The sequence below is a fragment of the Ensifer sp. ENS11 genome, assembly GCF_014851895.1.
Taxonomy (GTDB): domain Bacteria; phylum Pseudomonadota; class Alphaproteobacteria; order Rhizobiales; family Rhizobiaceae; genus Ensifer; species Ensifer canadensis.
Genome location: NZ_JACVAN010000001.1, coordinates 202,804 through 228,930 on the forward strand (window position 1 = coordinate 202,804; position 26,127 = coordinate 228,930).

The window sequence follows — 26,127 nt, forward strand, 5'->3', positions numbered from 1 at the left end:
GGCCTCTCGTCGGCTACAAATGGGCATGAGCTCCATTTTCGACAACGATTCTCCGAGCAACCTCACCGAATATTCGGTCTCCGAGCTTTCCGGCTCGATCAAGCGTACGGTCGAGCAGGCCTTCGATCAGGTTCGTGTGCGTGGCGAGATCTCGGGCTATCGTGGGCCGCATTCTTCGGGGCACGCCTATTTCGCGCTCAAGGACGATCGGGCGCGCATCGATGCGGTGATCTGGAAGGGCACCTTCTCGCGGCTGCGCTTCCGCCCGGAAGAGGGCATGGAAGTGATCGCCACCGGCAAGGTCACGACCTTCCCCGGTTCGTCGAAATACCAGATCGTCATCGAGACGCTGGAGCCGGCCGGTGCCGGCGCGTTGATGGCGCTTTTGGAAGAGCGCAAGCGCAAGCTTGGCGCCGAAGGCCTGTTCGACGCGACGCGCAAGCGGCCGCTGCCTTTTATGCCAAAGGTGATCGGCGTGGTCACTTCGCCGACCGGGGCCGTCATTCGCGATATCCTCCACCGCATCGCCGACCGGTTCCCCGTCCATGTCGTCGTCTGGCCGGTTAGGGTCCAGGGCGAAGGCTCGGGAGACGAGGTGGCGGCGGCCATCCGTGGCTTCAACGAATGCGAAGCCGGCGGGCCGATCACCCGCCCCGACGTCCTGATCGTCGCGCGCGGTGGCGGCAGCCTGGAAGATCTCTGGGGTTTCAACGACGAGGCGGTCGTGCGCGCGGCGGCAGCGTCCGTCATCCCGCTGATCTCGGCCGTCGGTCACGAGACCGACTGGACGTTGATCGACTATGCTGCCGACCAACGCGCACCGACCCCGACCGGGGCGGCGGAAATGGCCGTGCCGGTCAAGGCCGATCTGGAAGCGGAAGTATCCGGCCTTTCGGCGCGGCTGAAGGCCGGCATGGTCAGGCAGATGGAAAACCGTCGCCAAGTGGTGCGGTCGCTTGCCCGGGCGCTGCCGTCGCTCGATCAGTTGTTGGCGCTGCCGCGTCGACGCTTCGACGAGGCTGCCCTCGGCCTCGGGCGTGGTCTGATGATGAACACAACGAACAAGCGCCGGATGTTCGAGCGCGCTTCGGCGGAGCTGCGGCCGGATCTGGTCAAGGCGCGGCTCGGCGATCGTCGGCAACGGCTAAACGATGCGATGAACCGCGCCGAGCGCGTCGTCGAGCGTCAGGTCCATCGCGGACAGTCGCGTGTCTCGGCGGCGGATGCGTCGCTGCGCGCGCTGCCGTCGCGCCTGCTGGCCCAGATCCACCGCTCGACGGATCGCGTGGCTGGGCTGGTTGCGCGGTCCGACGCGGCAATCCGCACGGACATTCGCCGGTTGACGGGTGTCATCGCCGCACAGGACCGCATCCTGCAATCGCTGTCCTATCGCAATGTCCTGCAGCGCGGTTTTGCGCTGGTGCGCGACGGCGAGGGCGGCCCGGTTCGCCAGGCCGCGGCCGTTGCGCCCGGCATGGCGCTGTCGCTGGAATTTGCCGACGGCAGCGTTTCGGCGATTGCGGGTGAGGGTGGGGAGCCGACAGCCCAGGCGGCCGCCAGGAAGAAGCAGCCGAAAACCGGTGGTTCCGGTGGCGACCCGTCGAAGCAAGGCAGCCTGTTCTAGGCAAGGTTTGCGATCACGGGAGCCCTCATCTTTCCAACGAGGACGGGTTGACTGTGCGGCCTGCATCAATGACGCCTGCTTTTCATTTCCCTGTCACGGAGGCAGCATAACGCCGCGCTCACAGCACTCTGCGGAATGGAAGTCAGATATGGTCGAACGAGCCAAGATTATCTTCATTCACGGCGCTTCCAGCAGTGGAAAATCCACTCTGGCGCGCGCGGTCCAGGCACAAATCGGCGAGCCATTCTGGCACGTCTCGATTGACCATATTCGTGATTCGGGAACGTTGCCGACGGAAAGATTCCGGCGCGGCGACTTCAGGTGGCAGGAATACCGTGCCCGTTTCTTCGAAGGGTTCCACCGCTCCCTGGTCGCCTATGCCTCGGCCGGCAACAATCTCCTGCTGGAACACATTCTCGAGGAGCCCGGTTGGGCGTCTGAGCTGGCGATGATGCTGCAGTCCTTCGATGTCTTCTTCGTCGCGCTCCACTGTGAGCTTCAGGAACTTGTCCGACGGGAAACGCTGCGCGCGGACCGGCCGATCGGCAGCGCTACAGACGATTTCCATCGCATTCACGAGGGGCAGCGCTACGATCTCCAGCTTCATTCAGGGCAAGCCGTTGAAGATAACGCTGCGCAACTGATTTCCGCCTGGGCGTCGCGCCGGTCGCCATCCGTGTTCGAGGAACTGGCCTTGGAAGCGCGCTCCCGGCCCGCCTACTCCTCCGGTCTCTGAGCAAGGGCGAGTTTGGCAAACGCATTTGGAATCGGCCGATTTTCCGGTGACATGCGTTCGTCGCGGGCGGGTCGCGCTACGGCTCAAAAGATCGTCATTGCAATAGATTGATTCTTTGGATCATTTTCTCCGTCGATCGATCTCGATCCCAGGTCTTATGCAGTAGGAACAATGGATGCATATTCTGCTCGTGCTCGCCCATCCGCTGGAAGACAGCTTTGCCGCCAGCGTCGCCCGCGAAGCGCAACGGGCGCTTGTTGCCGGTGGCCATACCGTCGATCTGCTCGATCTCTATCGCGAGGATTTCGATCCGAGGTTGAGCAAGGTAGAGCGCGGCAGCTATTTCACCGACAACTACGATGCCAGCTTAACGGCCGGGTTGATCGCGCGGCTGCAGGCAGCGGACGGGATCGTCCTGGTTTTTCCGCAATGGTGGTTCAATTTTCCGGCGATCCTCAAGGGCTTCTTCGATCGGGTCTTCGTGCCGGGCGTTGCCTTCGACAACGATCCGGCCGGCGGCCGCATCATCCCGCGGCTGAAGAACATCAAGCTCTTCTGGGCGCTGACGACGACGGGATCGCCCTGGTGGGTGGTGCATCTTTATATGGGCAACCCCGTGCGGCGGCTGCTGAAGCGCGGTATTGCCGCCTTCTGCGCCAAGGGCCTCGATTTCCGCATGGTCAGCCTGCACGACATGGATCGGGCCACGGATGAGAAACGTAAGCGTCACCTTGCCCGCGTGCGGCAGCTCGCCGGACGCATCTGATCGTCAGCCCTATTCATAGGTTGCAAGCAGTTTCCGCAGCACCGCATCCAGCGCTTCGCGCTCGTCCGGTGCAAGGCTTGCAACGACCCGGTGCTGGTTGGCGACATGGGCCGTCGCAGCCTCGTCGACGCGTTCCAAGCCTTCCGCCGTCAGCGCTATGATCACGCCGCGGCGGTCGTCCGGATTGTCGAGGCGCTGGACGAGACCCTGCTTTTCCAGCTGGTCGATGCGGTTGGTCATCGTGCCGGAACTGACCATGGTGGTCGCCAGCAGTTCGCCGGGTGAGAGCTGAAAGGGTGATCCGGAGCGCCTGAGCGCCGCAAGCACGTCGAAGCTCGCCGACGTCAATCCGCGCTCGGCGAAGGTCTTTTCGATCTCGCGTCCGATATGGTTACGCAGCCGCGTGAAGCGGCCGAGAAGGCCCATGGCCGAAACGTCCAGGTCTGGTCGTTCGCGTTGCCACTGCGCCAGAATTCTATCGACGTGATCCATCTGAGCCTCCACCGTTCTTCCGAAATGCCTAAGGCGAAGATATCTTGACGTCAAGATAATATCGGTTATAACGGAGATATCTTGATCTAGAGATACTTGAGGTAGAGACATGATCGCCAGCCGCAACGCCGACCTCGCCCTGACCGCCCTGGCGCCTGCCATCTGGGGCAGCACCTATCTGGTCACGACCGAACTGCTGCCGCCGGGCTATCCCTTGACGGTCGCCATGTTGCGCGCCTTGCCGGCGGGGCTCTTGCTCCTGCTGATCGTCCGCCAGCTGCCTTCAGGCATCTGGTGGCCGCGCACGTTCCTGCTCGGCGCCCTCAATTTCTCGTTCTTCTGGGCGATGCTGTTCGTGTCTGCCTACCGGTTGCCCGGCGGCGTCGCCGCCACGGTCGGCGCGATCCAGCCGCTGATCGTCATCCTGTTGTCGCGCGTCTTTCTCGGCTCGCCGATCCGCGCGCTGAGCATCATCGCCGGCCTTGCTGGCATCGTCGGCGTCGGCCTGCTTGTGCTGACACCGGGCGCAACGCTCGATCCACTCGGCGTCGTTGCCGGTCTTGCCGGTGCCGTGTCGATGGCCTTCGGCACGGTTCTGAGCCGCCACTGGGCGCCGCCCGTGCCGCCCTTGACCTTCACCGCCTGGCAGCTTGCCGCCGGCGGAGTGCTGCTGGTGCCGGTCGCTCTCTTCTTTGAGCCGGCCCTGCCGACCCTGACGATGGCGAACTACGCGGGCCTCGCCTATCTCGGCCTGATCGGCGCCGCCTTCACCTATCTGCTCTGGTTCCGGGGGCTGTCGCGCCTCGAGCCCTCGGCCGTAGCGCCGCTCGGCTTCCTAAGTCCTGTCGTCGCGATCCTGCTCGGCTGGGGTGTGCTTGATGAACGTCTGACACCGGTCCAGGCGCTGGGCATTCTCGTCGTGCTAATCAGCGTCTGGCTGAGCCAGCGGGCGCAACTGGCGCCTCGCGTTCGCCCGGCCCGTGCGTGAAGAACAAGGTGCCCCCTTCGCTCACCAATCCAGGCAAGCGCTGAGGTTGGACAAGGCAGGCGCCCCGGCAAAAACCTACCCGAGGTCGCAGTCGCGGGTGCCGGCCGCCGCTTTCGCAGCGGCGGCCGTTAACCCCCGAGCGATCGGCGTGTGGATATCGGCGGCAGCCATGGCCTCGAGCCCGGCCGCGGTCGTGCCAGCGTAATCGAGGAAGGTTTGCACGATTTCGTCAGGCGTCTGCTTGCTGCCTGCCAGCAAGGTGCTGCCGCCGAGGAAAAGCTGGCGCACGGCGCGCTCGGCGATGCCTCTCTCGATGCCTTTCGTCACGGCATCGGAAATCATCGCATCGGCAAAGACGGCAAGAAAGGCAGGGCCGGAGCCGGTCAAGGCGGTGAAGTAGTCGAGCTCGGTTTCCGTCGCGATCCTTTGCACCTTGCCGGATGCTTCAAAGAGCCGCTCGGCGAAGGCGCAATCCGCCTCGGTGGTGTCAGGGCTTGCAAGCCACGGTGTGAAGGAGAGCCGCTTTTCGGCGGCAGTATTCGGCATCGCCCTGATGATGCGACGAGCCTCGAAGCGGGCGGCAAGGTCGGCAAGCGAAACCATCGCCATCACCGAAATGACGAGCTTGCCCGAGAGATCGAGCGCGATGGCGTCGAGATCCTGTGGGCGTACGGACAGCATCACCACATCCGCGTCAGCGGCGAGCGCGGCGTTATCTTTCGTCTGGCGGACAGCCGGCCAGGGCTCGAAGCCCGGGACGGTGCCGCTGCGCGAGGAGACGGTCAACGCCTCCCCGGCGATGACGCCATCGGCAAGGGCGGGCAGCAACAGGGCCTTGCCCAGCCAGCCGCCGCCGCCGATGACACCGAACTGCGTCAAGCCCACTCGCCCTGCCGCATGACCGGCACGCGACTGCCGTCGGCGCGCACGCCGTCGATATCCACCTGGCCGGAGCCGATCATCCAGTCGATGTGGATCAGGCTCGAATTGCCGCCCTGGGCGCGGATCTGTTCCGGCGTCAGGCTGGTGTCGTCGACGAAGCAGCCCGAGTAGCACTGGCCAAGCGCGATGTGGCACGAGGCATTTTCGTCGAACAGGGTGTTGTAGAACAGGATGCCGCTTGCCGAAATCGGCGAGGAATGCGGCACGAGGGCCACTTCACCGAGCCTGCGCGCGCCCTCGTCGGTGTCGAGCACCTTGTTCAGCACCTCCTCGCCGCGCGAAGCCTTCGCCTCGACGATGCGTCCGCCTTCGAACCGGACCTGAATGTTGTCGATCAGCGTACCCTGATGCGACAGCGGCTTGGTGCTGGAGACGTATCCCTCGACGCGCAGCGCGTGCGGTGTCGTGAAGACCTCTTCGGTCGGGATATTGGGATTGCAGATGATGCCGTTTTTCGCTTCCGACGCGCCGCCACACCACAGATGGCCATCGGCCAGCCCGACGACGAGATCGGTGCCGGGGCCGGTGAAATGCAGCGAGGCGAAGCGTTCGCCGTTCAGCCAGGCGGAGCGTCGCGCCAGGTTGGCATTGTGCGCCTTCCAGGCCGCAACCGGATCGTCGAGATCGACGCGCGACGCGGCGAAAATGGCGTTGGCCAGCTTTTCCACCGCGATCGGCTCGGGATCGTTCGGGAACACCAGCTGCGCCCAGGCAGGGTTCGGATAGGAGACGATGTTCCAGTTGATGTCGAAATTCGTGATTTTTTCGAGCGCCGGCTTGTAGGCGATGGAATTGGCCTTGTTGGCGCGCGCCACTTTGCTCGGGTCCTGGGCCGACAGCATCATCGGGTTGTCGCCGGAGATGGCTAGGCGGGCAGCGCCGCCGCCGAATGCCTTGGCCATGCCTTCGTAAAGCCAGTCGCTTGCCCGGTCGAAGCTTTCGTCAGGCGCGTAGGCGTAGCGCGCAAGTGTCGTTTCCTCGTCGGAATAGAACGTCGTCACCAGACCGGCGCCGGCCTTGTAGGCGTGCTTGGCGATATCGCGCACAAGCGGCATGGCGGCGATCGGCGCCGTCATTACCAGGTCCTGGCCCTTTTGCAGCTGCAGGCCGACCTTGATGGCGACTTCCGCGAGCTTGTCGAGTTTTACCGGGTCGATCGGGGTGGGGGTGTTGGCGGGATAGGTCATGATTTGCCTGTCATTATGAAATCGGACGAACAAGACTTAGTGCGCTTTGCGGCGAAAATGAAGGCTGGCGGTTGCAAACGTCAGATGCTCTTGGCTGCAGCGCGCATTCTGGCGACATTGCTGTCGTGCACCTCTTCATAGGGCGCGAAGTAGAGGATCGAACCGGCGGCGATCTCATCGGCAGCAAAATCCTTGAGAGGCCCGATGGGAGTTCCGTCCGCGGCCGCGCGCACCAAACGTTCGAGATAGCTTCGGTTCGCATCGATCAGCGCCGCGTCATAGCCGCCCGCAGCAATACGATCGCGATCGCCGTGGCTTGGCAGGATGCGGGCGATCGGCCATTCCCGCAGGCGCTTCAATTCGGCGATATGCGTTGCGACCTGCTCGGCTTCGGCGATAAAGGTGGCGCAGTCTTCGACCGTGTCGCCGGCCAGCAGCAGCTTTTCCTCGGGCAGCCAGAGGACATTGCCGTCGGCGCTGTGAATGGCGAAATGATGCAGTTCCACCTTTCGTTGCCCCACCTTGAGATCAAGCCCGTGCTCAAACAGGCGGTTGGGCATGACGAGGGGATGGATCGGCGGCGTTGCGATTTCGATCTTCTCGCGGTTTTCGGCAAGCCGTTCCGCCGTCAGCGACAAAGCGATGATCTCGCAATCGACAAAGGCGGCGTTTCCGGCTACGTGGTCCTTGTGCCAGTGGCTGAGCACGACCCGGATCGAGGTGACGCCAAGGCCTTCGAGATGGACGCGAATGGCTTCGGCGTGGGGGATGGAGATGTGGGTGTCGTAGACGAGCGCCTCACCGCCATCGACGATTGCGTAGGACGCGACGCCCAACGCATAGGCGCCATCGTCCAGCCAGTTTGGTCCCTCGGAATGGAGCCGGGTCCCGGCAATCCGCCCGTCGTAATAGGCGAAGATGCCGGGATAGGGCTGCAATATCGTCAGGGTCGACGTCATATCAGGCATGGCGCGCTTGCTCCTCCCGTTGTTCGCATCTGTCATAGGATGGCGCGCGCCGAAAAAGAAGGGCCGTGGGGCCGCTCTATTGCGCACGCAGCAGATAGGCGTCGTGCTGCTTCAAGAAGATCATCAGACGCTCGCCATAGTCCGATGCCACGGCAGCCTTGACGCTCGAGCGTTCCGCCAGGGCCTGCCGCCAGGCGGAAACACGGGCAAGGCCGCTGAAGATCTTGTGGTCGACCAACGTGTCGAACAGGTCGAAATAGCGGAAGATCGGCGCAAAGACTGCATCCACCAGGGAGAAATCCGTTCCGGCGAAATAGGGCCCGTCGCCCAGAACGGTTTCGATCGTCGCAAACTTCGCGGCGATCACCTGGCGCTTCTGCTCGAAAGCGTCGGCAGCCCCGGTGGTCTCGAAGCCCCAGAGGTCCGAGAGGATCGACGAGCCGTATTCCATCCAGCCGCGGTGGCGTGCCCGTTCCAGAGGGTCCGTCGGGTGAAGCCGGACGCCAGCCTGTGTCTCCTCGAGGTATTCGCAGATCACCGAACTTTCGAACAGGACGGCCTCGCCGGTCGTCTGCGGGATCTGCAGCAACGGCACCTTGCCGAGCGGCGAGATTTTCAGGAACCAGTCTGGCTTGGCGGCCAGATCGATGCTCGCGCGATCGAAGGCGACACCCTTTTCGGCAAGCGCGATCGCAGCGCGCTGCACATAGGGGCAGAGATGATGGCTGATCAGGGTAAGGGCACTGCTCATGGGTGGTCTCCTGGGTTGATCAATGTAGATGCATCTGCATGTATGTGTGCTTGCCAACACTTTCAAGATCAATGTAATTGCATCTATGAGCGATATTTCGAAGAATGGAGAACTGCGGCCGACGCCGGCTGCCACACAGGCCTGGATCGGCCTCATGCGCGCGCAACGGCGCGTGCTTTCGGCGATCGAGGCGGATTTCAAGAGGGCCGGTCTGCCGCCGCTCGGCTGGTATGATGTGCTCTGGGAACTGGTGCAGGCGGAGGACGGCAAGCTGCGTCCCTTCGAGATCGAGTCCCGCACCTTGCTTGCCCAATACAATCTCTCGCGTTTGATCGACCGGCTTGAACGGGAAGGGCTGGTTCGGCGCGAGGCTTTCGACGCCGACGGGCGCGGGCGCTGGGTGGTCGTGACTGACAAAGGGCGTGCGACACGCGAGCGCATGTGGGAGGTCTATTCCGGTTCGATCGAGGCCCATGTCGGCACAAAACTGGGTACGGACGAAGCGCAGCAACTGGCTAGTCTGCTCGCAAGGCTTCGCTAGAGCATTTCCAGGAAAAGTGCGAAGCGGTTTTCCGTCAGGAAATGTGTCAAAACAGGGAGATAGAGCGTTTCTGCGGCTCTGTCTAAACCGGAAGCGCTCTCGATCTCAGAACACGCCTGGAATGCCCAAGGACATCCTGGAGTGTTCATGTCGGCGTCAGGCGATCAGCGGTGCCGCCACGGCCTTGAGTGCCGTTCGTGCGTCGCCAGGTGCCAGCCGCACCTGAAGCCCGCGCTGGCCGCCATTGATGTAGACCTGTGCTTCGGAAAGCGCCGCTTCTTCGATCGCGGTCGGCACCAGCTTCTTCTGCCCGAACGGGCTGATGCCGCCGACATGATATCCGGTCAGGCGCTCGGCATCAGCAGGCTTCATCATCGCTGCCGACTTGCCGCCGAAGGCCGCGGCCAGTTTCTTCATGCTGACTTCGCGATCGGATGGCACCACGCAGCAGACTGGCTTGCCGTCGACCTCGGCCATCAGCGTCTTCAGCACCCGGCTCGGATCCTCGCCGAGTGCTTCTGCCGCCTGCAGCCCGACGCGCTCGGCGTTCGGGTCGTAGTCGTAGGTGTGGACGGTGAAGACAACGCCGGCCTTGGCAAGCGCCTGAGTTGCGCGGGTGGTCTTGGACATCGTGCCTCTCCCGGCGTCAGGCGTTGGTCTTGTGAAACAGGGCCTCGTAGAGGTCCGGCTTGAAGCTGATCAACAGGTTGCCGTTGGCCTCGATCACCGGACGCTTGATCATCGAGGGCTGTGCCAGCATCAGCGCGATTGCCTTGTCGGTATCGAGGTTCTGCTTTTCGGCATCGGGCAGGTTGCGGAAGGTGGTGCCGGCGCGGTTGAGCACGATTTCCCAGCCTGCCTCCTTGCACCAGCGATCGAGATGGGCTCGGTCGATGCCCTCGACCTTGTAGTCGTGGAAGCGATAGGCGATGCCCTGGCCGTCGAGCCAGGTGCGCGCCTTTTTCATCGTGTCGCAATTCTTGATGCCGTAGATCGTGACCGTCATTCCCATGCCTTTCCTGCCTTGCGGCAAATTCGTGCTGGGAGTGATAGCCTCCCTCTCAGGGAGAGGGAAGACCTTGCCGGTGTCTCAGGTTACGCCGACGTAGCGGCCCGGCTTGTGGTTGATGGCAAGCGTCATGTTGACGACGGCGGCGCCAACTACGGACAGAACCAGGTTGGCCGGCGGCAGCACGAAGAAGGCGGCGGCAAGGATCGTAAGATCGACGGCAAGCTGGAAATAGCCGGCGCGGATGCCGTACTTCTCCTGCAGATAGATCGCCAGAATGTTGATGCCGCCGAGCCCGGTGCGGTGGCGAAAGAGGATCAGCAGGCCGGTGCCCATCAATCCGCCGCCGACAATGGTCGCGTAGATCGGGTCGAGCTTGGCGAATTCCACCCATCCTGCCGTCAACTTCGAAAACAGCGCCACCAACGTGACCGCAAGAAAGGTGCGCAGCGCAAACATCCAGCCGAGCCGTTTGATCGCCAGGACATAGAACGGCAGATTGATGAGCGAGAACACCAGCCAGAATTGCGCGCCGGTCGCGTATTGCAAAAGAAGGGCCAGACCGGAGGTGCTGCCCGTCAGCAGCATCGCCTTGCTGTAGATGATGACGCCGAGCGACATGATCAGCGTGCCCGTCAGGATCGCCAACGCATCCTCAAAGAGGTGGTGGCGCTCGGCGGGCACGTCCTGGGTATTGATCATTGGCTCGGCGTTCATCGTCTTTTCAGTCCTTAGAGGTTCTTGAACTTGCCGATGACGTCATCGACTTCGGCCGTCTTCAGTCCGGCAATGTTGATGCGGCCGGAACCCGGCATGTAGATGCCGTGTTCGTTCCTGAGCCGCATCACATCCGCTTCCGAAAGCGGCAGCAGCGAGAACATGCCTTCCTGGTCGGCGACGGCGCCAAGCGCCTGCCAGCGGTCGCGCAGGCCTTCGGCAAGCGATCGGCGAATGCCTGATATACGCTGGCGCATGGTTTCAAGTTCTTCTCTCCAGTCGCGCGCCAGGTCGGCATCGCACAGGATGGTGCGCACGATGGCGGCGCCGTGATCCGGCGGCATCGAGTAGCTGGTGCGCGCCAGGCCGGCGAGGTTGGAGCGGACCGTGTCGGCCGACGAGGACGAGGCGGTCACGGCAAAGATGGCGCCGGTGCGCTCGCGGTAGAGCCCGAACGATTTCGAGCAGGAGACGGCGATCAGGGTTTCCGGGACGATGCCGATGAGATGGCGAAGGCCCGTTACGTCCTCGTCCAATCCGCGGCCGAAGCCCTGATAGGCAAGGTCGATCAACGGCAGCAGGCCGCGCTCGGCGACGACGGCCGCGATCTCCAGCCATTGCGTATCGGTGATCACGCCGCCCGTCGGGTTGTGGCAGCCGGCATGCAGCAGCACGGCGTCGCCGGCCGAAGCACCTTGGAGCGCGCTCATCATGGTGTCGAAGAGCACGGTCTGGGACGGGACGTCGAAGAATGGATAGCCGGCCGTCTCAAGGCCCGCGGCCTTGAAGATGCTGGCATGGTTCGGCCAGCTCGGCAGGCCGATCCAGATGCGCTTGCCGCCCATCTGGCGGATGAGGTCGGCCGCAAGCCTTAGCGCGCCGGAGCCGCCCGGCGTCTGCACGCCGGCCAAATGGCTTCGGTTGATCGTGTCGCCACCGACCAGCGTCCAGAGGTGATCGACGAAAATGAGGTCGCCCTCGGGGCCGACATAGGCCTTGCTGTCCTGCGTTGCGAGCAGCCGCTTTTCCGCTTCCTTGACCGCGCGGAAGATCGGCGTGTGGCCGGTTTCGTCGCGGTAGACTCCGACGCCGAGATCGACCTTTCCAGGGCGCTCGTCCTTGCGATAGAGCCCGATCAGGGCCAGCAACGGATCGTCGGGTTGGCGGGTCAGAGCGTCGAACATGCCGGAATTCCCCCTTGGCAGTGACAGAGTAGCGATGGGCGATCGAGAAAGGTCGCGCCGAGAACCGTCCTCCGGCTCTCGACAGGCTTCTTCTTTAAATCAGAGACAGCGCAAAATCGATGCCGGATTTGCCACGGAGACAATATTCGCATAGATCGAATTGCGTAAATCGATGCATTTCTTTTGCTGATTTGCGCAAACGCTGAAGAGAGCGGGAAGGGCTGGCTATGACGGAGCGCGGAGCGTCCAAACTCGATGCGATCGACCGGCGGATTATCCGATTGCTTGTCGAGGACGCGTTGCGCAGCAACAACGAGCTTGCGGCGCGGGTCGGGCTTTCGCCGGCACCGCTGTCGCGCCGGTTGGCGCGGCTCTACTCGGAAGGTGTTATCCGGCAAACGGTCGTGGTCGATCCGAAGGCGGCGGGGGTCGGCTTCCAGGCCTTTCTCGAAGTGACGCTGGAGCGGACCGCAAGCAAGGTCGGGCAGCGTTTCATCGAACTGGTGTCGCGCATGCCCGAGGTGGTGGAGTGCCATACGGTTGCCGGTGATTTCGACTTTCTGCTGAAGATCGCCGTACGTGATGTCGCCGACTACAAACGGCTATTGTGGACCGAGTTCGAGCAGATCGGCGAGATCAAGACTCTGCGCTCGACCATCCTTCTCGACAGTCCGAAGATGACCGCGACGATGTCGCGGTGATGTCCGGAACGTTCTCAGGACGTTCCGGACAAAGCCACAGCTTTGGCTTGGCTTCAGGCTTCCAGCGGGCCGGGCTTGCGTGCGGCGCTTGACGCGGTTGCGCAGGCGATTTTCATCAGGTCCGCGCGGCGACGGGCAAGCCTTGTCGATACCCGGGTAACAATCAGCCCGTCCTGCGGTGCGCGGACTTCGATGGCGCCGTCTGGCCGGCCGGGACGGCTAAGGATCGTCACGAGCAGATCGGCGGCCTTCACCCTCTCGCCGATATCGCGGTGGAAGAGGATGGCGCCGGATTCCGGAGCGCGGATCAGCTCGATGTTGTCGAGCGGCGCGACGATGCCGCCGAATGCTGGAAGTGCTGCCCTGTCGCCGGCGACCACGCCGCGCTGGGCGAGGAAGCGCAGCACGCCTTCGGCATCCTTGCGTGCCATGTCAGGATAGACGTCGCGTGTGCCGCGAAGCTCGACCGTGACGGAGAGCCGCCCCGGAAGGCTCGTCTTCATCTGACCGGCTGCCTCATACTTCCAGGCGTAGGCGACGGCCTCTTCGAAGGCGGAGCTTTCGCCATCCGAAAGAAGCACCGCCTCCATGTCGAGAGCTGCGGCAAGGTCGGCCGCCTCCGGCCAGAAGGCGTCGTCGATATAGGCATATTGCAGCGCTTCGTCGTCGCAATGCAGGTCGAGCATCAAGTCGGCGCCGAGCGCCATATGCAGCAATTGCCGCTTCAGCCGATCCGTGGCCGAGTAACGATCAAGATCCTCGAGAAGGCTGTCGCGCTCGCCGAGTGCGATCAGCGGAAAATCGCGGTTGAAATTGGTGCGCGAGCCGAGATCGAACCGGCCCTGCAGTTCGCCGAAATGCGATTGCGCGGTGCCGATGGGGTTTGCCTGCGGCACGACGGTGATGTCGCCGAGAATGGCGGCGTTCTTCTCCGCGTCAGCGAGCTTCTGCAGGAGGAAATGCGCCAGCGCGGTGCCGGGCAGTTCGTTGGCGTGCAGTGCCGCTTGAATATAGGTCTTCGGTGCGTCGGGGCTCCTGCCCTTGAAGCGGAAGACCGGAAGGCGCCATTCGATGCCTGCGGTGTCGCCGGCGATGATGATTTCCGAGATGTCCATGGTCTCCCCCTTTTGTCTCGTGTCGAAGGCTTATCGGCATTCCCGATAGGCTCTGCAAGTGGCTAGAAACGGGGAGCGCGGGCGTTGATGGGGGCGGAGCAAGGCTTTGCTTTTGCCGCGCATCCGTTGTCTTCTGGCTGCGCTCTCACCAGACGGGACCCTGCAGATGATCCTGATCGGCCAATATGATTCTCCCTTCGTCCGCCGCGTCGGCATCGCGCTCACGCTATACGGCATGGAATTCGAGCACCGCCCCTGGTCCTCCTTCGGCGATGCCGACAGGCTTCGTGCCTACAATCCGCTGACGCGCGTCCCGACCCTGGCGCTGGACGACGGTACCGCGTTGATCGATAGCCACATCATTCTCGATTATCTCGACGGCCTTGTTTCCGATGAACGCGCAATGTTTCCAAGGTTCGAACCCGCCCGACATCGGGCGCTTAAGGTTGCGGCGCTTGCAACCGGGCTCGGCGACAAGGCCGTCAGCCTGTTCTACGAGAAGCGTCTGCACGGCGAAGTCTCGGCCCTCTGGGTCGATCGCTGCCGTCACCAGATGGAGGCGGCGCTCGGCGTATTGGAGGCCGGCCGGTCGGAGGGTACCTCGGAGTTCTGGTTCGGGGAGCGCATTGGCCATGCCGATATCGCCGTGGCAGTGGTGCTGCGTTTCCTGTGCGAGGTCCATCCCGAGCTGATCGCGATCTCCAACTATCCGGCGCTACGGGCACACGGGGAAATGCTGGAGGCGTTGGCCGTATTCCAGGCGATCAGCCAGCCTTTCATTCCGCCGACCTGACGCCCAGCCGGAGCTTGAGAGCTATCGCGCTGCGCGCTGGCCATGATGCGAAAAGAGCCGGCGCAAAGTGCTTGCGCCGGCTCTGGTCAATGGCCGCTTCGTAGGCACCCTCGATCATTCCGCGTCGAGAAAGCTGCGGATCGCCTTCACCGTCGCTTCGGGCTGTTCCTCCATCAACCAATGGCCGGAAGCGGGAATGACCACCTCGGTGACATTGTTGGCGGCAAAGCGGGTTACGACGGCCATTGTCGGGCCGAAGGATTTTTCGCCGCCGACGGCCAGGACAGGCATGCCGAGCTTGCCCTGTTTCAGGAAGGCCTGGTTGTCGATCGCGTCCTGATCGAAGGCGGCGAACTGGGCGAAGCCCGCCCGCATCGCGCCCGGCTGGGCATAGAGCTTGGCGTAGTGTTCGCGCGAGGCCTCGTTCCACTTCTTCGGATCGGCGGAGAATTCGTTCCAGAAGCGGTCGAGGTAGATGCGCTCGCGGCCGGCCACCAAGCGCTCCATGTCAGGCCCGCCGAAACGGAAGTGCCACAGCAGCGGGTTCTTCAGGATCTCTTCCCACGGGCCGACGCCGGGAAGCGGCGCGTCCATCAGCACCAGCTTTGTCGTTCGTGTCGGATACTGGGCGGCAAAGGCGTAACCGACCATGTTGCCGATATCGTGTGCCACCACGTCGACCTTGTCGGCCTTCAACGCGTCGAGCACGCCGGCGATATCCTGCGCTTCTGTCTTCTTGTCATAGCCGGTCGCCGGCTTGTCCGAGAGCCCCATGCCCCTGAGATCGGGCACGATGACGCGGTGATCGCGGACAAGCTCGGCAGCAAGCGGCGCCCACATGTCGCCGGTCTCGCCGTAGCCGTGCAGCAGCACGACGGTCGGCCCCCGAACCGCCGACGCGCACATGCAGGGTCGTGCCGTTGGTGGCGATGGTTTCCGTTGTAAACGTCGCCGGATAGGGCTGAACGTCGGCGAGTGCCGGGACGGCGAAGGCTATGGCTGCGCCGGTGATGAGGGAACGAAGCATTGGTCTCTCCTGTTTTTTCGGTGTGCGCCGATTGGCGTTTCGATGGAGAGAAGATGACAGGCGTGATCTGTTCGAACTAGCCGCCAGAAGGCGGATCTACTGTTCGGCAATACCGAACGCGGCATGGCGCATTTGCTCGGTTGCTACGCGATGGGGATGGGGTAGGGCGCGCGACGGCGCGCCCTGGAAAACTTCGATGTCCGTTCGCCTGGTCTTTACATCGGCGGCATCTTGTCAAACTTCGGCAGCGTCGGGTCGAGGTGGTCCCAAGCGTAGCCGCGTGATCCATAGGTGACGACCTGGGGCTTGTAGCGACTCGGATCGTCGAGGCTCGCCGCGCGCACGGTGAAGAATTCGGGCATTGCGGCAAAGGTCATATAGACGGGCGAACCGCAGGTGGGACAAAAGGCCCGGGTCTTCACGTTGCCGCTATCGGCGACCATGTCCCACAGCGTCGCCTTGCCTTCGAGCTTCACGCCGTCTCGCCTGAAGGTCAGGTGCGATCCGTGTCCGGTGCCGCTCTCGCTCTGGCAGTCGCGACACTGACAATCGTTTGAGAAAACCGGTTCTCCAGAGATCTCGTAACGGATCGCGCCGCAGGCGCATCCACCGGTATAGGGCTTGCTCATGTCATTGCTCCTTGGGCTCTGGGGACGGCAACGCGTACGTCATCGAGCGTGCTCGATGGTCGGGCATCGCAATCAGTTGTTTTGCTTGTGTTCGTGATGGCGCTACGGCGCTTGCCGAACCGGGCGCGTCAAGGACGCGGGCACGGCGCCCGCGTCAGGCTTTGGGTGTCGTCTCAGTCCTGCCCTTCGGTCACGGTGCCGATCCGCGTCAGAACCTTCTTCCAACCTTCGCTCATGTTCTTGAAGGCGGTGTCGTTTCTCGGCGTCACGAAGCCGGAATGAACGAGGCGAAGGCGCGTGCCGTTGTGGACCCTGGACAGGGTCCATGTAACGACCGTGTCAAGACGCGAGCCATAGCCGGCATTGGCCTCGTGCCCGCCTTTCCAGGCGTAGACGAACCGCTCGTTCGGTTTCACCTCCAGCACCCGGCAGTGGATGACGCCATCCCATTCGCCGGCCGGCGTGGTCTGGAAGGTGAAGCGGTTGCCTTCGACCGGCTCGAAGCCTGTCGCAACCATCATCCAGCGGCTTATCAAGGCGCCGCTCGTCAAGGTTTTCCAGATCGTCTCGGGGGCGTGGGGGAAGACCTCGTCTACCACGATGTCCTGCGTGTGGGGCTGCAACACTACTTCATTCATGGATCGATCTCCTTCAAGAGAGTGCGGAGGTTTGCAAACCGTTCGCGCCAGAAGGCGCCGTAATGGCTCATCCAGTCGACAAGCGGCTCGAGGCCTTCGGGCTCAGCGCGGTAATAGACGTTGCGGCCTTCGGGACGCTCGCTGACGAGGCCCGCCTGCTTCAATGACTTGAGATGCTGCGAAATGGCACCCTGCGTCACGCCGCTGCCGCGCGTCAGTTCGACCACCGTGATCTCGTCGGCATTGGCGATGCGCTCGAACACGGCACGCCGGGTCGGATCGGCAAGGGCGCGCATGACGGCGGTGATGGGTGCGGTTTCAATCATGACAAAACAATTAGTGCATACTGATTAATTAGTCAACACTATTGTTTTTTGTCAGGTAAGGCTACGGCTCTTCCGTTGTTGTGGCGATGGCTTGGACTGCTTATTTCAGTCAGCAGGCCCCGCTCCGCAGAGAACCATTTCCCAAAATTTTCAAACGTCGCGATCCGTTTTCACCCTTCCGGTCGTCCTTGATGTGTTCGAAACAAAAAGGAGACATGCCATGTCCGACGAGTCAGTCATTTTGATCAATCTGCTGAAGGTCAAACCCGGGAAGCAGGATGCGCTGATCGCGCTCCTGAAGCTGAACACCGACACGGTTGTCCGCACGCTTGAAGGCTGGAAGACGACCCGGTTGATCGCGGCAAATGACGGCACCGGCGTCGTCATCTACTCCGAGTGGGAGACCCCTGCAGCGGTCGAGGCGATGCGCAGCGACCCGCGCATGAAAGCCTACTTCCCTGAGATCCTTGAGCTGGCGAGCCTCGATTCGATCATCGGCTCGGCGGTGTTTGGCGAAACCCGGTGAGGCTTGGCACACACCGAAACAACGGAGGAATCGCAATGGCCCGCATGGTCGTGATTTACCCAACACCTGATAATGTCGAGGCGTTCGACCAGCATTATTTCGAGATCCACGTGCCTCTCGCCAAGAAGATCCCTGGGCTCAGGAAATACGAGGTCAGCGACGGCCCGATCGCAAGGCCAGTCGGAACGTCCAAAATTCATCGCATTGGAACGCTGCATTTCGACGACCTTGCGGCGATCAACAAGGCGTTTGCAAGCCCGGAAGGTCAGGCCGCTGCGGCGGATCGACGACTTTTTGCGCCTGACGACTCTGGTGTTGAAATGTTCCTTTTCGACGACAGGGAAGTTTGAACCGACGCTGGCAGTTGGCCGCTTGCACAGGCCGCAAATATCGTAAGGTCAGAGTAAAGGGGACTGAGGGAATGGCAGTGACCAAAGCAGTTTTTGTCCTGATCCATGGCGGTTGGCACGACCGCTCGACATGGGACAAGGTGACGCCGATACTTGAAGCCAATGGCTTTTCGGCCTTGACGCTCGACCTTCCCGGCGCGGGGGTCAATGCCATAGCCCCACCGTCGCTCGGCCTTCGTCCGTTCGACCCCATTGCTTTTGCCACGGAGCCGTCACCCAGCGCCGGCATTACGCAGCTGGAGCGGACGGAAGCGGTTGTCGAGCTGGTAAAAGAGGCCGCGGCCCTCGGCGGCGGCAAGGTCATCCTGGTCGGGCACTCGGCCGGCGGGATGACGATTTCGGCGGTCGCCGAAAGGGTTCCGGACCAGCTTCTCGCAGTCGTTTATATCGCCGGGTTCATGGTGCCGAACGGCATGCCGTTGCTGGCGATGCTGCAACACGAAACCATGTCTTCGGCCCTGTCGCCCGGGTTGTTCGTGGGCGACCCCGTCGGCATCGGTGCGACAAGGATCAATCCGCGATCGACAGACGTCGCCTATCGATCGCTTCTCAAGGCTTCGTTTTATGGCGACGTGCCGGAGGTGGAATTCGCGCAGGCGGCGCTGCATCTTCACTACGACGAATCGAATGCCGGCGCCGTGGCTCCATCGGCCATTACGCCGGAAGGATTTGGCACCGTGCCGCGCCACTACATCCGCACCACACAGGACCGCGCGGTTCCGTTGGCCGGTCAGGATCACATGATTGCGACCGTAGACGTTGCCATCGGCGGCAAGACGACGACCCACACTTTGGAGACCAGCCACTCGCCATTCCTGTCACAACCGGCCAAGCTGTCGAAGATACTGATCGAAATCAGCGCCCAGTCCCAGGCGGAGCGGGCAAGCGCCGGAGGTCTTGGTGCATGAATACCGACCATTTCGAGGACCGTCTGAATGCGCTCAGACCACGCCTTCATCGCTACTGCGCGCGCATGACGGGATCGGCGGTCAATGGCGAGGATGTCTTGCAGGATACGCTCGTCAAGGCGCTCAACGCACGAGCCCAAGGAGTCGAGGTCGATAGTCTCGAGGGCTGGCTGTTTCGCATCGCCCACAACACGAGCCTCGATTTCCTGCGCGAGCGGTCGCGCAACACGGTCGTCTCGCTCACCGAAGACGTCGAGGCGGCGCCCATCCCTGAGGCGGAAATCGTCGCGTTCAGCTTCCAGACGTTTCTGCGGCTGCCTGAACTTCAGCGCTGCGCGGTGATCCTCAAGGATGTCCTGGGTCATTCGATCGACGAGATCGCCGGGATCGCGGGCTGCTCGCCCGCCGCCGCCAAATCGGCGCTACAGCGCGGGCGCGTTGCACTCCGGGAACTTGCGCAGGCACCCGACGATATCAGGCTGCCGCTGATGTCAGAGCCGGACCGGCGGAAGATGACCGCCTATGTCCGTCTCTTTCAGAGCGGTGATTTCGACGCAATTCGCGCCATGCTCGCCGATGACGTGAAGCTCGATCTGGTAAACCGGCTGCAACTCGAAGGACGCGACAGGATCGGCCACTATTTTACCCGCTATGGCGAAGTGACGAAGTGGCGGTTCGCCTTCGGCGCGGTTGAAGGACAGCCGGCCATGCTGGTGTTCGACAGCACCGGCTCGACGGAACGGCCTGCACATTTCGTCCTGATCGGCTGGTCGGAAAGCCGGATCATCCAGATCCGGGACTTCCTGTTCGCGCCGTATGTGCTCGAAGCCATCGATTGGGTGCGGTTGGACTAATCGACCGGACAGCGCCATCATGGCGCTCGGCGCACGTGAGGAATAGACGGCTGGCAGCAGCGCGGGCGAGAAAATCGCCGCCCAAAGCTACGCTATTGCCGCCGATTGCCCGTTATTCCCACTCGATCGTGCCGGGCGGCTTCGACGTGACGTCGTAGACCACGCGGTTGATGCCACGGACCTCGTTGATGATGCGCGTTGCCGCACGGCCGAGGAATTCCATGTCGTAGTGGTAGAAGTCGGCGGTCATGCCGTCGACCGAGGTGACGGCCCGCAGCGCACAGACGAACTCGTAAGTGCGGCCGTCGCCCATGACGCCGACGGTCTGGACCGGCAGCAGCACGGCAAACGCCTGCCAGATGGCGTCGTAGAGGCCGGCCTTGCGGATTTCGTCGAGATAGATCGCGTCGGCTTCGCGCAGGATCTCGAGCTTCTCGCGGCTGATGCCACCAGGGCAACGGATGGCAAGGCCCGGTCCGGGGAACGGGTGGCGGCCGATGAAGCTGTCGGGCAGGCCGAGTTCGCGGCCGAGCACCCGGACTTCGTCCTTGAACAGCTCGCGCAGCGGCTCGACCAGCTGCATGTTCATGCGTTCCGGCAGGCCGCCGACATTGTGGTGCGACTTGATCGTCACCGACGGGCCGCCGGCGAAGGAAACGCTTTCGATGACGTCGGGATAAAGCGTGCCCTGGGCAAGGAAATCCGCGCCGCCGAGCTTCTTTGCCTCTTCCTCGAACACCTCGATGAACAGGCGGCCGATGATCTTGCGCTTGGTTTCCGGATCGCTTTGGCCTTCCAGTTCGCCGATGAAGCGGTCGGAAGCGTCGACGTGCAGCAGGTGCAGATTATAGTGCTCTTCAAACATGGCGACGACGTTCTTCGCCTCGTCCTTGCGCATCAGGCCATGGTCGACGAGGATGCAGGTCAGCTGGTCGCCGACTGCCTCGTGGATCAGGAGCGCTGCGACCGAGCTGTCGACGCCGCCGGAAAGCGCGCAGATCACCTTCTTGTCGCCGACCTGTTTGCGGATCGCGTCCACGGCCTTGGCGCGGTAGGCCGACATCGACCAGTCGCCCTTGATGCCGGCGATCTTGTGCACGAAGTTGGCGATCAGCTTGGCGCCGTCGGGCGTGTGCACCACTTCCGGGTGGAACTGCACGGCGTAGTACTTGCGCTTCTCGTCGGCAATGAAGGCAAAGGGGGCGTTGGCGGATGTCGCCACGACCTCGAAGCCTTCGGGGATCGCCGTGACGCGGTCGCCATGCGACATCCAGACCTGGTGGCGCGAGCCGAGCGACCAGACGCCGTCGAACAGCGCGCAGTCCTTCTCGACTTCGAGGAAGGCGCGGCCGAATTCGCGGTGATGGCCGCTCTCGACCTTGCCGCCCAGCTGGGCGCACATGGTTTGCTGGCCGTAACAGATGCCGAAGACCGGCAGGCCGGAATCGAAGATCATCGAAGGCGCGCGCGGCGAGCCGATGTCGAGGGTGGAAGCCGGGCTGCCGGAGAGGATGACGGCCTTCGGCTTTAGCCGCTGAAAACCTTCGTCCGCCGACTGGAACGGCACGATTTCGCAATAAACACCGGATTCGCGCACGCGCCGGGCGATGAGCTGCGTCACCTGGCTGCCGAAATCGACGATGAGAACGGTGTCGGGATGGGCTGTCTGGGTCATGTCGGGCCTTCAAACAAGCTTGATCATGGCGAGCCTTTAATCAAAGCCCGTCCTCTGCGCAACGATTAGATTGCACCCCGACAATTCCGGGCTTTCAGAGCCGGATTTCGCCCGTGCCGATCGCTGTCTCAAGCCTGTCGATGACGCCGGCGAGCTTCTCGTCGATGACATCTAGATATTCCGTCCAGTCGTTGACGTGCTTGAGTTCCGCCTTACCGTCGGAAATGCCGCGAAGCGCGATGAGCGGCACGCCGAAAGACTGGCAGGCGCGTAGCACCGCATAGGTCTCCATTTCCACCATGTCGGCGTCGATGCCGTCATAGGCGGTGCCGGAGACGATGTTGGCGCCGGTCGAAAGCCGGGCCTCCTTGATCCCAGGAATGCGCAGCGGCAGCGAAACGACGGCGGGAAGGTCGAGAAACGGCGTCGCGCCTTTCTCGAAACCGAGCACCGAGGCGTCCATGTCGCGGTAGCCGACCGATGTCGCCTGATAGACTTCGGTCTGTTCAAGCTTGGCCGCACCCGCCGAACCGAGCGAGACGACGAGATCAGGCAGAGTGTCTTTGGAGGCAAGGCCTGCCAGCGTCTTCGTCAGCGTGACTGCGGCCTCGACCGGTCCGACGCCGGTCATCAGCGGCGCGATCCGTGCCTTGAGATGAGGACCGTACTCGGCATCGACAGCCATGACATAGAGAACCTTGCGGCCGGCGACGTCCTTCATTTCGACCTTCATCCTTCGATACCCTCGCGTCCGCGGATGACCATCATCGTGCCGGTCATCGAGGCGATCAGCTTGGCCGGCCCGTCCGAGCGGATGGCGTAGCCGCGCCCGTCGGAGACGATGATCGTCGTGCCGGGCTTGGTGACCTCGCCGCGAAACAGGAAGCGCTCGCCGCGCCCCGGCGACAGCAGGTTGACCTTGAATTCGATCGTCAGGATAGAGGCGTCGGGGTCGATGACGGAATAGGCGGCATAGGTGCCGGCCGAATCGAGCGCGGCGGAGATCACGCCCGCATGCAGGAAGCCGTGCTGCTGCGTCAGCTTTTCGTCAAAGGGCAGCTCGATCTCGACGGTACCCTGCTCGACCAGCGTCAGTTCTGCGCCGATCGTTTCCATGGCCGCCTGCCGTGCGAAGCTTTCCCTTATGCGCCTGCGGAAATCTGGGGGATCGCTGTCGTCCATCAGTCTGTACGGCCCTGGCTGTCGCGGCAGGCCCGATTGCCTCCCATATCGATCGACGGACAGTGGCACGGCCGCACCAGTGCGACAAGCTCAATTCATGAGGAAAATCGAGCCGTTGAGTACGGTCGCGAATGCCACCCAGGCGAGATAGGGCAGGAAGAGCAAGGCCGAAGCGCGGTCTCTTTGCCAGCTTGCGACGATGACACCGGCGACTGCGATCAGCAGCGCGATGATGACAATCAGTGCCGACGCGATGTCCTGCAGGCCGAAGAACAGCGGCGACCACAGGAAGTTGAAGATCATCTGCGCGAGCCACAATCGCATCGCGGCGGTACGGCGATGGTCAAGAAACAGCCGGGCGCCGACGATGCCGATCATCACGTAGAGCACCGACCAGACCGGGGCGAAGATCCAGTTGGGTGGATTGAAGACCGGCTTTGCCAGTGACTGGTACCATTCGCCGGGGATGTTGTTGTAGCCGATGAGAAGCCCGAGACCGAGAACGGCAGCGATGAAGACTGTGTAGACGAGGGGTCTGTTCATGGCGTCGACAGATAGAGTGCCCTGATGCGCTTTCCAGCGGGGGCTGCTGTTTCGAAGCGACCATGCGCCACCTATATCTCTGCCATGAAAAGCTTCCGACGCATCGACATCCGGCCGGCCGGTCCTGATGACATCATGATGATCGCTTCCGTCATCGTCGAAACCTGGCGATCGACGTTTCGCGGGCTGATTTCCGATGCCTTCCTCGATGCCATGAGCATCGAGGAACAGGCGTTGCGCCATGCCCGGCGCATGCGCGTTGTCGACGTTTTCCACCTGGTCGCGGTCGACATGAGCACGAACCGGGTGATCGGCTTTGCCAATTATGGAAAGGCCCGCTCGATGCCGCCGCGCTTCGACCGCGAACTCTATGCGCTTTATATCCTCAAGGAGTTTCAAGGGGCCGGCATCGGCTCGGCGCTCGTGCGCAGCGTCGCGGCCCACTGCCGGGAGCTGGGCGGCGCGTCGCTGTTTGCCTGGGTGCTTTCCAGCAATCCGAACCGAGCGTTTTACGAACGCCTGGGGGCGGTCGCCGTCGGCCAGGGCCAGGTCAGCCTCGGCGGTGAGAACCACGATCAGACCGCCTATCGATGGGACAATTTGGCAAAGCTGGCCGGCGAGGGTCGCTTCTCCGCGTGACGTGGGCCGTCAGTCCCGGCCGAGCCGGACGATATGCTGGTCCCAGGCGACACGGCTTTGACGGTCCTTGAAGCGGCCGTCATAGGACGACACGGCAAAACCATGCTCGGCCGCCGCGACACCGGCGGCGTCGGTCACGCGCTCTTGCCTCAACACCGCACCCGTGCGGGCATCGAGCGTCACGGCAACGCCACCCTTGGGCGAGGTGAGGCCGATCAATCCCTCCTGGCGGTTGACGGCTATGGCGCCGACATAATTGGCCAAGGCCTCGGTCGTGCTTTCGGGCAGCGACACGAAGGCGAGATCTTCGCCATGGGAAAAATGGCCGACGAGCGGCGGCAGGTCGTCGCGCGCACCTTCGTATTGGCAGGCAAACCAGATTTCGCCCTTCGGGCCGATATCGACGTGGCGGGTGGAGAGACGGTTGAGTTCGCCCGGCAGTATGTGTTTTTGGATCAGCGCGCCGGTCTCGGTGTCGACCAGTGTCAGGCTCGGTTCCATATGGTCGAGATTGAGCTTGGTGCGGCCGAAATCCGGATGAGTCTCGATGCCGCCATTGGCGATGGCCAGCATCCGTCCATCGGCGGAAAGCGTCATGTCATGCGGGCCGATGCCATAGGTCGGGAACTCGCCGATGCGGGCAAAATGTCGGCTGCCGTCGTAGATGCCGATCATGCCGCGATTGGCGGCAAAGTCGTTTTCGGTGGCGTAGAGCAGGCGGCCATCGGCAGAAAAGCAGCCATGGCCATAGAAGTGCCGGCCCTCGGCGGCCGCGATGACCACCGGCTCGGCGCTGCCGTCGGTCGCAAGGATCATCGCATAGGTGCCGGGGCGGCGGGAAAACGCCACCGTCCGTTTGCTGGCGGCTGAATGGGCCATGCCGTGGGCGCGTGCCGGAAGCGCCGTGCGCTCGACGATCTCGCCGGCCTCGGTCAGTGTGGCAACGCCATAGCTTCCGTCCGGCGCCATGAAAGCGGAGGCAAAGACCGCGTCGGCGCGCTCGAGCGCAAAGGCGCCGCGAGCGCCGAGCGTCGCCACCCAGGCGGCGCCGGCCATCTTGATGAAATTGCGACGGTCGATCAGACCCGTGGTGGCGCGCATGGCCATTCCTCGCCTGCCATCTTATCGGACCGGCACCGGAATTCCGCCGCCGATCCTTGTCGCTACGATGTAGCAGATGACTCTGTCAGAGCCAGCCCCGCCGCTTGAAGTAGAGGAACGGCACGATCGCCGAAAGCACCATCAGCGCCAGGGCATAGGGATATCCGAACTGCCACTGCAGCTCGGGCATGACCTCGAAGTTCATGCCGTAGATCGAGGCGACCAGTGTCGGCGGCAGGAACACGACGGCAGCGACCGAGAATATCTTGATGATCTGGTTCTGCTCCAGATTGATCAGGCCGAGCGTCGCGTCGAGCAAGAAGTTGATCTTGTTCGACAGGAACAGCGCGTGGTCGCCGAGCGATGTCGCATCGCGCTGGATCAACTTGATCCGCTGCCGGCTTTCCTTGGCCGCCTTGCGCGGACCGATGCCTTCGAGCGCCACGTGATAGGCGACCAGCCGACCGATGCTGACCAGGCTTTCGCGAATGATCGTCAGAAGGTCACCCTTCTGGCCGATCTGCTCGATCAGCGACTGCAAGTCGCGTGTCTTCTTGGTGGCGCTGGCATTGGTCTTGCGGAACACTTCACGCGAAATACCGTCGACCTCGCTGCCGGCCCGCTCGAGTGCGTCGGCGGTGCGGTCGATCATCGCTTCGAGAAGCCCCAGCATCGCCAGTTCGCCAGTTTCGCAGCCTTGGCCGTTGGCCTTCTGCAGCCGGTTGGCATAGGTCTGGAACGGCTTCGGGTCGGCGTGACGTACGGTCACGAGCGTCACGCCCTTGACGATGAAGGTCACGGGAACCTTGACCGGGTAGTCGCTGTCGAGCTTGGCAACGGCCGTCATGGTCATGAACTGCGCGCCGTCTTCCTGGTAGAGCCGGTCGGACAGCTCGATTTCCTGCATCTCGTCCCGGGTCGGGATTTCGATGCCGAGTTGGCCTTCGACCAGCCGGGTCTCCTCCACGGACGGATTGAGCAGGTCGAACCAGATGACCGGCGTCGGAGAGGCAAGGCCGTCGAGCATGTCGACGAGCACGAGATGGCTGTTCTGGCTTTTGTAGATGCGCAGCATTTTGGGCTCCATAGGGCGAGTCATCCGACCGCCACGAAGCCCTGATCAATCAGGACCGAGCGGTCGTGAGCATGAAGGCT

General features: G+C 62.8%; 31 protein-coding genes and 1 pseudogene. 12 read left to right on the forward strand and 20 right to left on the reverse strand.

Translation table 11 applies throughout. The features are described 5' to 3' along the window. Positions 1-25: 25 nt before the first annotated feature. From xseA to IB264_RS01035, 3 genes are all read left to right on the forward strand, one after another. The gene (xseA, locus tag IB264_RS01025; protein ID WP_025425569.1) at positions 26-1,624 is read left to right on the forward strand and encodes an exodeoxyribonuclease VII large subunit; all 1,599 of its coding nucleotides are present in this window, start codon (positions 26-28) and stop codon (positions 1,622-1,624) included. Between the two features lie 148 nt (positions 1,625-1,772). Further along, positions 1,773-2,360, forward strand: coding sequence for a chloramphenicol phosphotransferase CPT family protein (locus tag IB264_RS01030; protein WP_025425570.1), 588 nt, complete (start codon positions 1,773-1,775; stop codon positions 2,358-2,360). A gap of 175 nt (positions 2,361-2,535) precedes the next feature. Then, positions 2,536-3,126 (forward strand): NAD(P)H-dependent oxidoreductase, encoded by a 591-nt coding sequence (locus IB264_RS01035; protein WP_025425571.1) that lies wholly within the window; start codon positions 2,536-2,538, stop codon positions 3,124-3,126. Between the two features lie 9 nt (positions 3,127-3,135). On the opposite strand, the gene IB264_RS01040 is transcribed toward IB264_RS01035, so the two are convergent. After that, on the reverse strand, positions 3,136-3,630 hold the full coding sequence (locus IB264_RS01040; protein WP_025425572.1) for a MarR family winged helix-turn-helix transcriptional regulator: 495 nt from the start codon (positions 3,628-3,630) through the stop codon (positions 3,136-3,138). 97 nt (positions 3,631-3,727) lie between these two features. Between IB264_RS01040 and IB264_RS01045 the strand changes: the two genes are divergently transcribed. Then, positions 3,728-4,606, forward strand: coding sequence for an EamA family transporter (locus tag IB264_RS01045; RefSeq protein ID WP_038575815.1), 879 nt, complete (start codon positions 3,728-3,730; stop codon positions 4,604-4,606). A 75-nt stretch (positions 4,607-4,681) separates the two neighbouring features. Here the strand turns inward: IB264_RS01045 and IB264_RS01050 are convergent, their stop codons facing one another. From IB264_RS01050 to IB264_RS01065, 4 genes are all read right to left on the reverse strand, one after another. Further along, positions 4,682-5,485, reverse strand: coding sequence for a pyrroline-5-carboxylate reductase (locus IB264_RS01050; RefSeq protein WP_158268914.1), 804 nt, complete (start codon positions 5,483-5,485; stop codon positions 4,682-4,684). Continuing rightward, positions 5,482-6,735, reverse strand: coding sequence for an aminopeptidase (locus IB264_RS01055; RefSeq protein ID WP_025425575.1), 1,254 nt, complete (start codon positions 6,733-6,735; stop codon positions 5,482-5,484). The genes IB264_RS01050 and IB264_RS01055 overlap by 4 nt, the downstream gene beginning before the upstream one ends. A gap of 80 nt (positions 6,736-6,815) precedes the next feature. Continuing rightward, on the reverse strand, positions 6,816-7,703 hold the full coding sequence (locus IB264_RS01060) for an MBL fold metallo-hydrolase (RefSeq protein ID WP_025425576.1): 888 nt from the start codon (positions 7,701-7,703) through the stop codon (positions 6,816-6,818). A gap of 76 nt (positions 7,704-7,779) precedes the next feature. Next, positions 7,780-8,454, reverse strand: coding sequence for a glutathione S-transferase family protein (locus tag IB264_RS01065; RefSeq protein WP_038575818.1), 675 nt, complete (start codon positions 8,452-8,454; stop codon positions 7,780-7,782). Between the two features lie 85 nt (positions 8,455-8,539). On the opposite strand from IB264_RS01065, the gene IB264_RS01070 reads away from it, so the two are divergent. Then, complete coding sequence (locus tag IB264_RS01070) at positions 8,540-8,995, forward strand: MarR family winged helix-turn-helix transcriptional regulator (protein WP_025425577.1); 456 nt, start codon at positions 8,540-8,542, stop codon at positions 8,993-8,995. A 156-nt stretch (positions 8,996-9,151) separates the two neighbouring features. On the opposite strand, the gene ybaK is transcribed toward IB264_RS01070, so the two are convergent. From ybaK to tatA, 4 genes are all read right to left on the reverse strand, one after another. After that, on the reverse strand, positions 9,152-9,625 hold the full coding sequence (ybaK, locus tag IB264_RS01075) for a Cys-tRNA(Pro) deacylase (RefSeq protein WP_025425578.1): 474 nt from the start codon (positions 9,623-9,625) through the stop codon (positions 9,152-9,154). Between the two features lie 16 nt (positions 9,626-9,641). Beyond that, on the reverse strand, positions 9,642-10,001 hold the full coding sequence (locus tag IB264_RS01080) for an ArsC family reductase (RefSeq protein ID WP_025425579.1): 360 nt from the start codon (positions 9,999-10,001) through the stop codon (positions 9,642-9,644). Positions 10,002-10,085: 84 nt separating this feature from the next. Beyond that, positions 10,086-10,721 carry a YitT family protein gene (locus IB264_RS01085; protein WP_025425580.1) on the reverse strand — a complete coding sequence of 212 codons (636 nt, stop codon included), beginning with the start codon at positions 10,719-10,721 and terminating at the stop codon, positions 10,086-10,088. 14 nt (positions 10,722-10,735) lie between these two features. Then, positions 10,736-11,905 (reverse strand): tyrosine aminotransferase, encoded by a 1,170-nt coding sequence (gene tatA, locus IB264_RS01090; protein ID WP_025425581.1) that lies wholly within the window; start codon positions 11,903-11,905, stop codon positions 10,736-10,738. 227 nt (positions 11,906-12,132) lie between these two features. Here tatA and IB264_RS01095 point away from each other — a divergent pair, with 227 nt between their 5' ends. After that, entirely contained in the window at positions 12,133-12,606 is a 474-nt protein-coding gene (locus tag IB264_RS01095; protein WP_025425582.1) for an Lrp/AsnC family transcriptional regulator, read from the forward strand. Between the two features lie 53 nt (positions 12,607-12,659). Here IB264_RS01095 and IB264_RS01100 read toward each other — a convergent pair whose 3' ends face one another. Next, positions 12,660-13,721 carry a succinylglutamate desuccinylase/aspartoacylase family protein gene (locus tag IB264_RS01100; protein WP_025425583.1) on the reverse strand — a complete coding sequence of 354 codons (1,062 nt, stop codon included), beginning with the start codon at positions 13,719-13,721 and terminating at the stop codon, positions 12,660-12,662. A 166-nt stretch (positions 13,722-13,887) separates the two neighbouring features. On the opposite strand from IB264_RS01100, the gene IB264_RS01105 reads away from it, so the two are divergent. After that, positions 13,888-14,514, forward strand: coding sequence for a glutathione S-transferase family protein (locus IB264_RS01105; RefSeq protein WP_025425584.1), 627 nt, complete (start codon positions 13,888-13,890; stop codon positions 14,512-14,514). 114 nt (positions 14,515-14,628) lie between these two features. On the opposite strand, the pseudogene IB264_RS01110 reads toward IB264_RS01105, so the two are convergent. From IB264_RS01110 to IB264_RS01125, 4 genes and pseudogenes are all read right to left on the reverse strand, one after another. Then, positions 14,629-15,541: pseudogene (locus tag IB264_RS01110) on the reverse strand (alpha/beta fold hydrolase). A gap of 215 nt (positions 15,542-15,756) precedes the next feature. Then, positions 15,757-16,170, reverse strand: coding sequence for a GFA family protein (locus tag IB264_RS01115; protein ID WP_025425585.1), 414 nt, complete (start codon positions 16,168-16,170; stop codon positions 15,757-15,759). 173 nt (positions 16,171-16,343) lie between these two features. Continuing rightward, the gene (locus IB264_RS01120) at positions 16,344-16,808 is read right to left on the reverse strand and encodes an SRPBCC domain-containing protein (protein ID WP_025425586.1); all 465 of its coding nucleotides are present in this window, start codon (positions 16,806-16,808) and stop codon (positions 16,344-16,346) included. Further along, positions 16,805-17,134: a helix-turn-helix transcriptional regulator gene (locus IB264_RS01125; RefSeq protein WP_025425587.1), complete on the reverse strand. Its 330-nt coding sequence runs from the start codon at positions 17,132-17,134 to the stop codon at positions 16,805-16,807. Before IB264_RS01125 ends, IB264_RS01120 begins: the two co-directional genes overlap by 4 nt. A 220-nt stretch (positions 17,135-17,354) precedes the next feature. Here IB264_RS01125 and IB264_RS01130 point away from each other — a divergent pair, with 220 nt between their 5' ends. The 4 genes from IB264_RS01130 to IB264_RS01145 all read left to right on the forward strand — a co-directional run bounded on the left by IB264_RS01130 (position 17,355) and on the right by IB264_RS01145 (position 19,832). Next, positions 17,355-17,660, forward strand: a complete 306-nt coding sequence (locus tag IB264_RS01130; protein ID WP_025425588.1) for a putative quinol monooxygenase — start codon at positions 17,355-17,357, stop codon at positions 17,658-17,660. A 35-nt stretch (positions 17,661-17,695) separates the two neighbouring features. Next, positions 17,696-18,010 (forward strand): EthD family reductase, encoded by a 315-nt coding sequence (locus IB264_RS01135; protein ID WP_025425589.1) that lies wholly within the window; start codon positions 17,696-17,698, stop codon positions 18,008-18,010. A gap of 71 nt (positions 18,011-18,081) precedes the next feature. Further along, the gene (locus IB264_RS01140) at positions 18,082-18,978 is read left to right on the forward strand and encodes an alpha/beta fold hydrolase (RefSeq protein WP_025425590.1); all 897 of its coding nucleotides are present in this window, start codon (positions 18,082-18,084) and stop codon (positions 18,976-18,978) included. Further along, complete coding sequence (locus IB264_RS01145) at positions 18,975-19,832, forward strand: sigma-70 family RNA polymerase sigma factor (RefSeq protein WP_025425591.1); 858 nt, start codon at positions 18,975-18,977, stop codon at positions 19,830-19,832. Before IB264_RS01140 ends, IB264_RS01145 begins: the two co-directional genes overlap by 4 nt. 112 nt (positions 19,833-19,944) lie before the next feature. On the opposite strand, the gene guaA is transcribed toward IB264_RS01145, so the two are convergent. The 4 genes from guaA to IB264_RS01165 all read right to left on the reverse strand — a co-directional run bounded on the left by guaA (position 19,945) and on the right by IB264_RS01165 (position 23,232). Beyond that, the gene (gene guaA, locus IB264_RS01150) at positions 19,945-21,507 is read right to left on the reverse strand and encodes a glutamine-hydrolyzing GMP synthase (protein ID WP_192433113.1); all 1,563 of its coding nucleotides are present in this window, start codon (positions 21,505-21,507) and stop codon (positions 19,945-19,947) included. Between the two features lie 94 nt (positions 21,508-21,601). Further along, entirely contained in the window at positions 21,602-22,240 is a 639-nt protein-coding gene (locus IB264_RS01155; protein ID WP_025425593.1) for a 5'-methylthioadenosine/S-adenosylhomocysteine nucleosidase, read from the reverse strand. Then, positions 22,237-22,689 carry a PaaI family thioesterase gene (locus IB264_RS01160; protein WP_025425594.1) on the reverse strand — a complete coding sequence of 151 codons (453 nt, stop codon included), beginning with the start codon at positions 22,687-22,689 and terminating at the stop codon, positions 22,237-22,239. Before IB264_RS01160 ends, IB264_RS01155 begins: the two co-directional genes overlap by 4 nt. A gap of 90 nt (positions 22,690-22,779) precedes the next feature. After that, positions 22,780-23,232 carry a TspO/MBR family protein gene (locus IB264_RS01165; protein ID WP_025425595.1) on the reverse strand — a complete coding sequence of 151 codons (453 nt, stop codon included), beginning with the start codon at positions 23,230-23,232 and terminating at the stop codon, positions 22,780-22,782. Between the two features lie 84 nt (positions 23,233-23,316). Between IB264_RS01165 and IB264_RS01170 the strand changes: the two genes are divergently transcribed. Next, the gene (locus IB264_RS01170; protein WP_025425596.1) at positions 23,317-23,871 is read left to right on the forward strand and encodes a GNAT family N-acetyltransferase; all 555 of its coding nucleotides are present in this window, start codon (positions 23,317-23,319) and stop codon (positions 23,869-23,871) included. 9 nt (positions 23,872-23,880) lie between these two features. On the opposite strand, the gene IB264_RS01175 is transcribed toward IB264_RS01170, so the two are convergent. Further along, positions 23,881-24,972, reverse strand: coding sequence for a DUF1513 domain-containing protein (locus IB264_RS01175; protein ID WP_025425597.1), 1,092 nt, complete (start codon positions 24,970-24,972; stop codon positions 23,881-23,883). A gap of 85 nt (positions 24,973-25,057) precedes the next feature. After that, positions 25,058-26,047, reverse strand: coding sequence for a magnesium transporter CorA family protein (locus tag IB264_RS01180; protein WP_025425598.1), 990 nt, complete (start codon positions 26,045-26,047; stop codon positions 25,058-25,060). Positions 26,048-26,127: the final 80 nt, after the last annotated feature.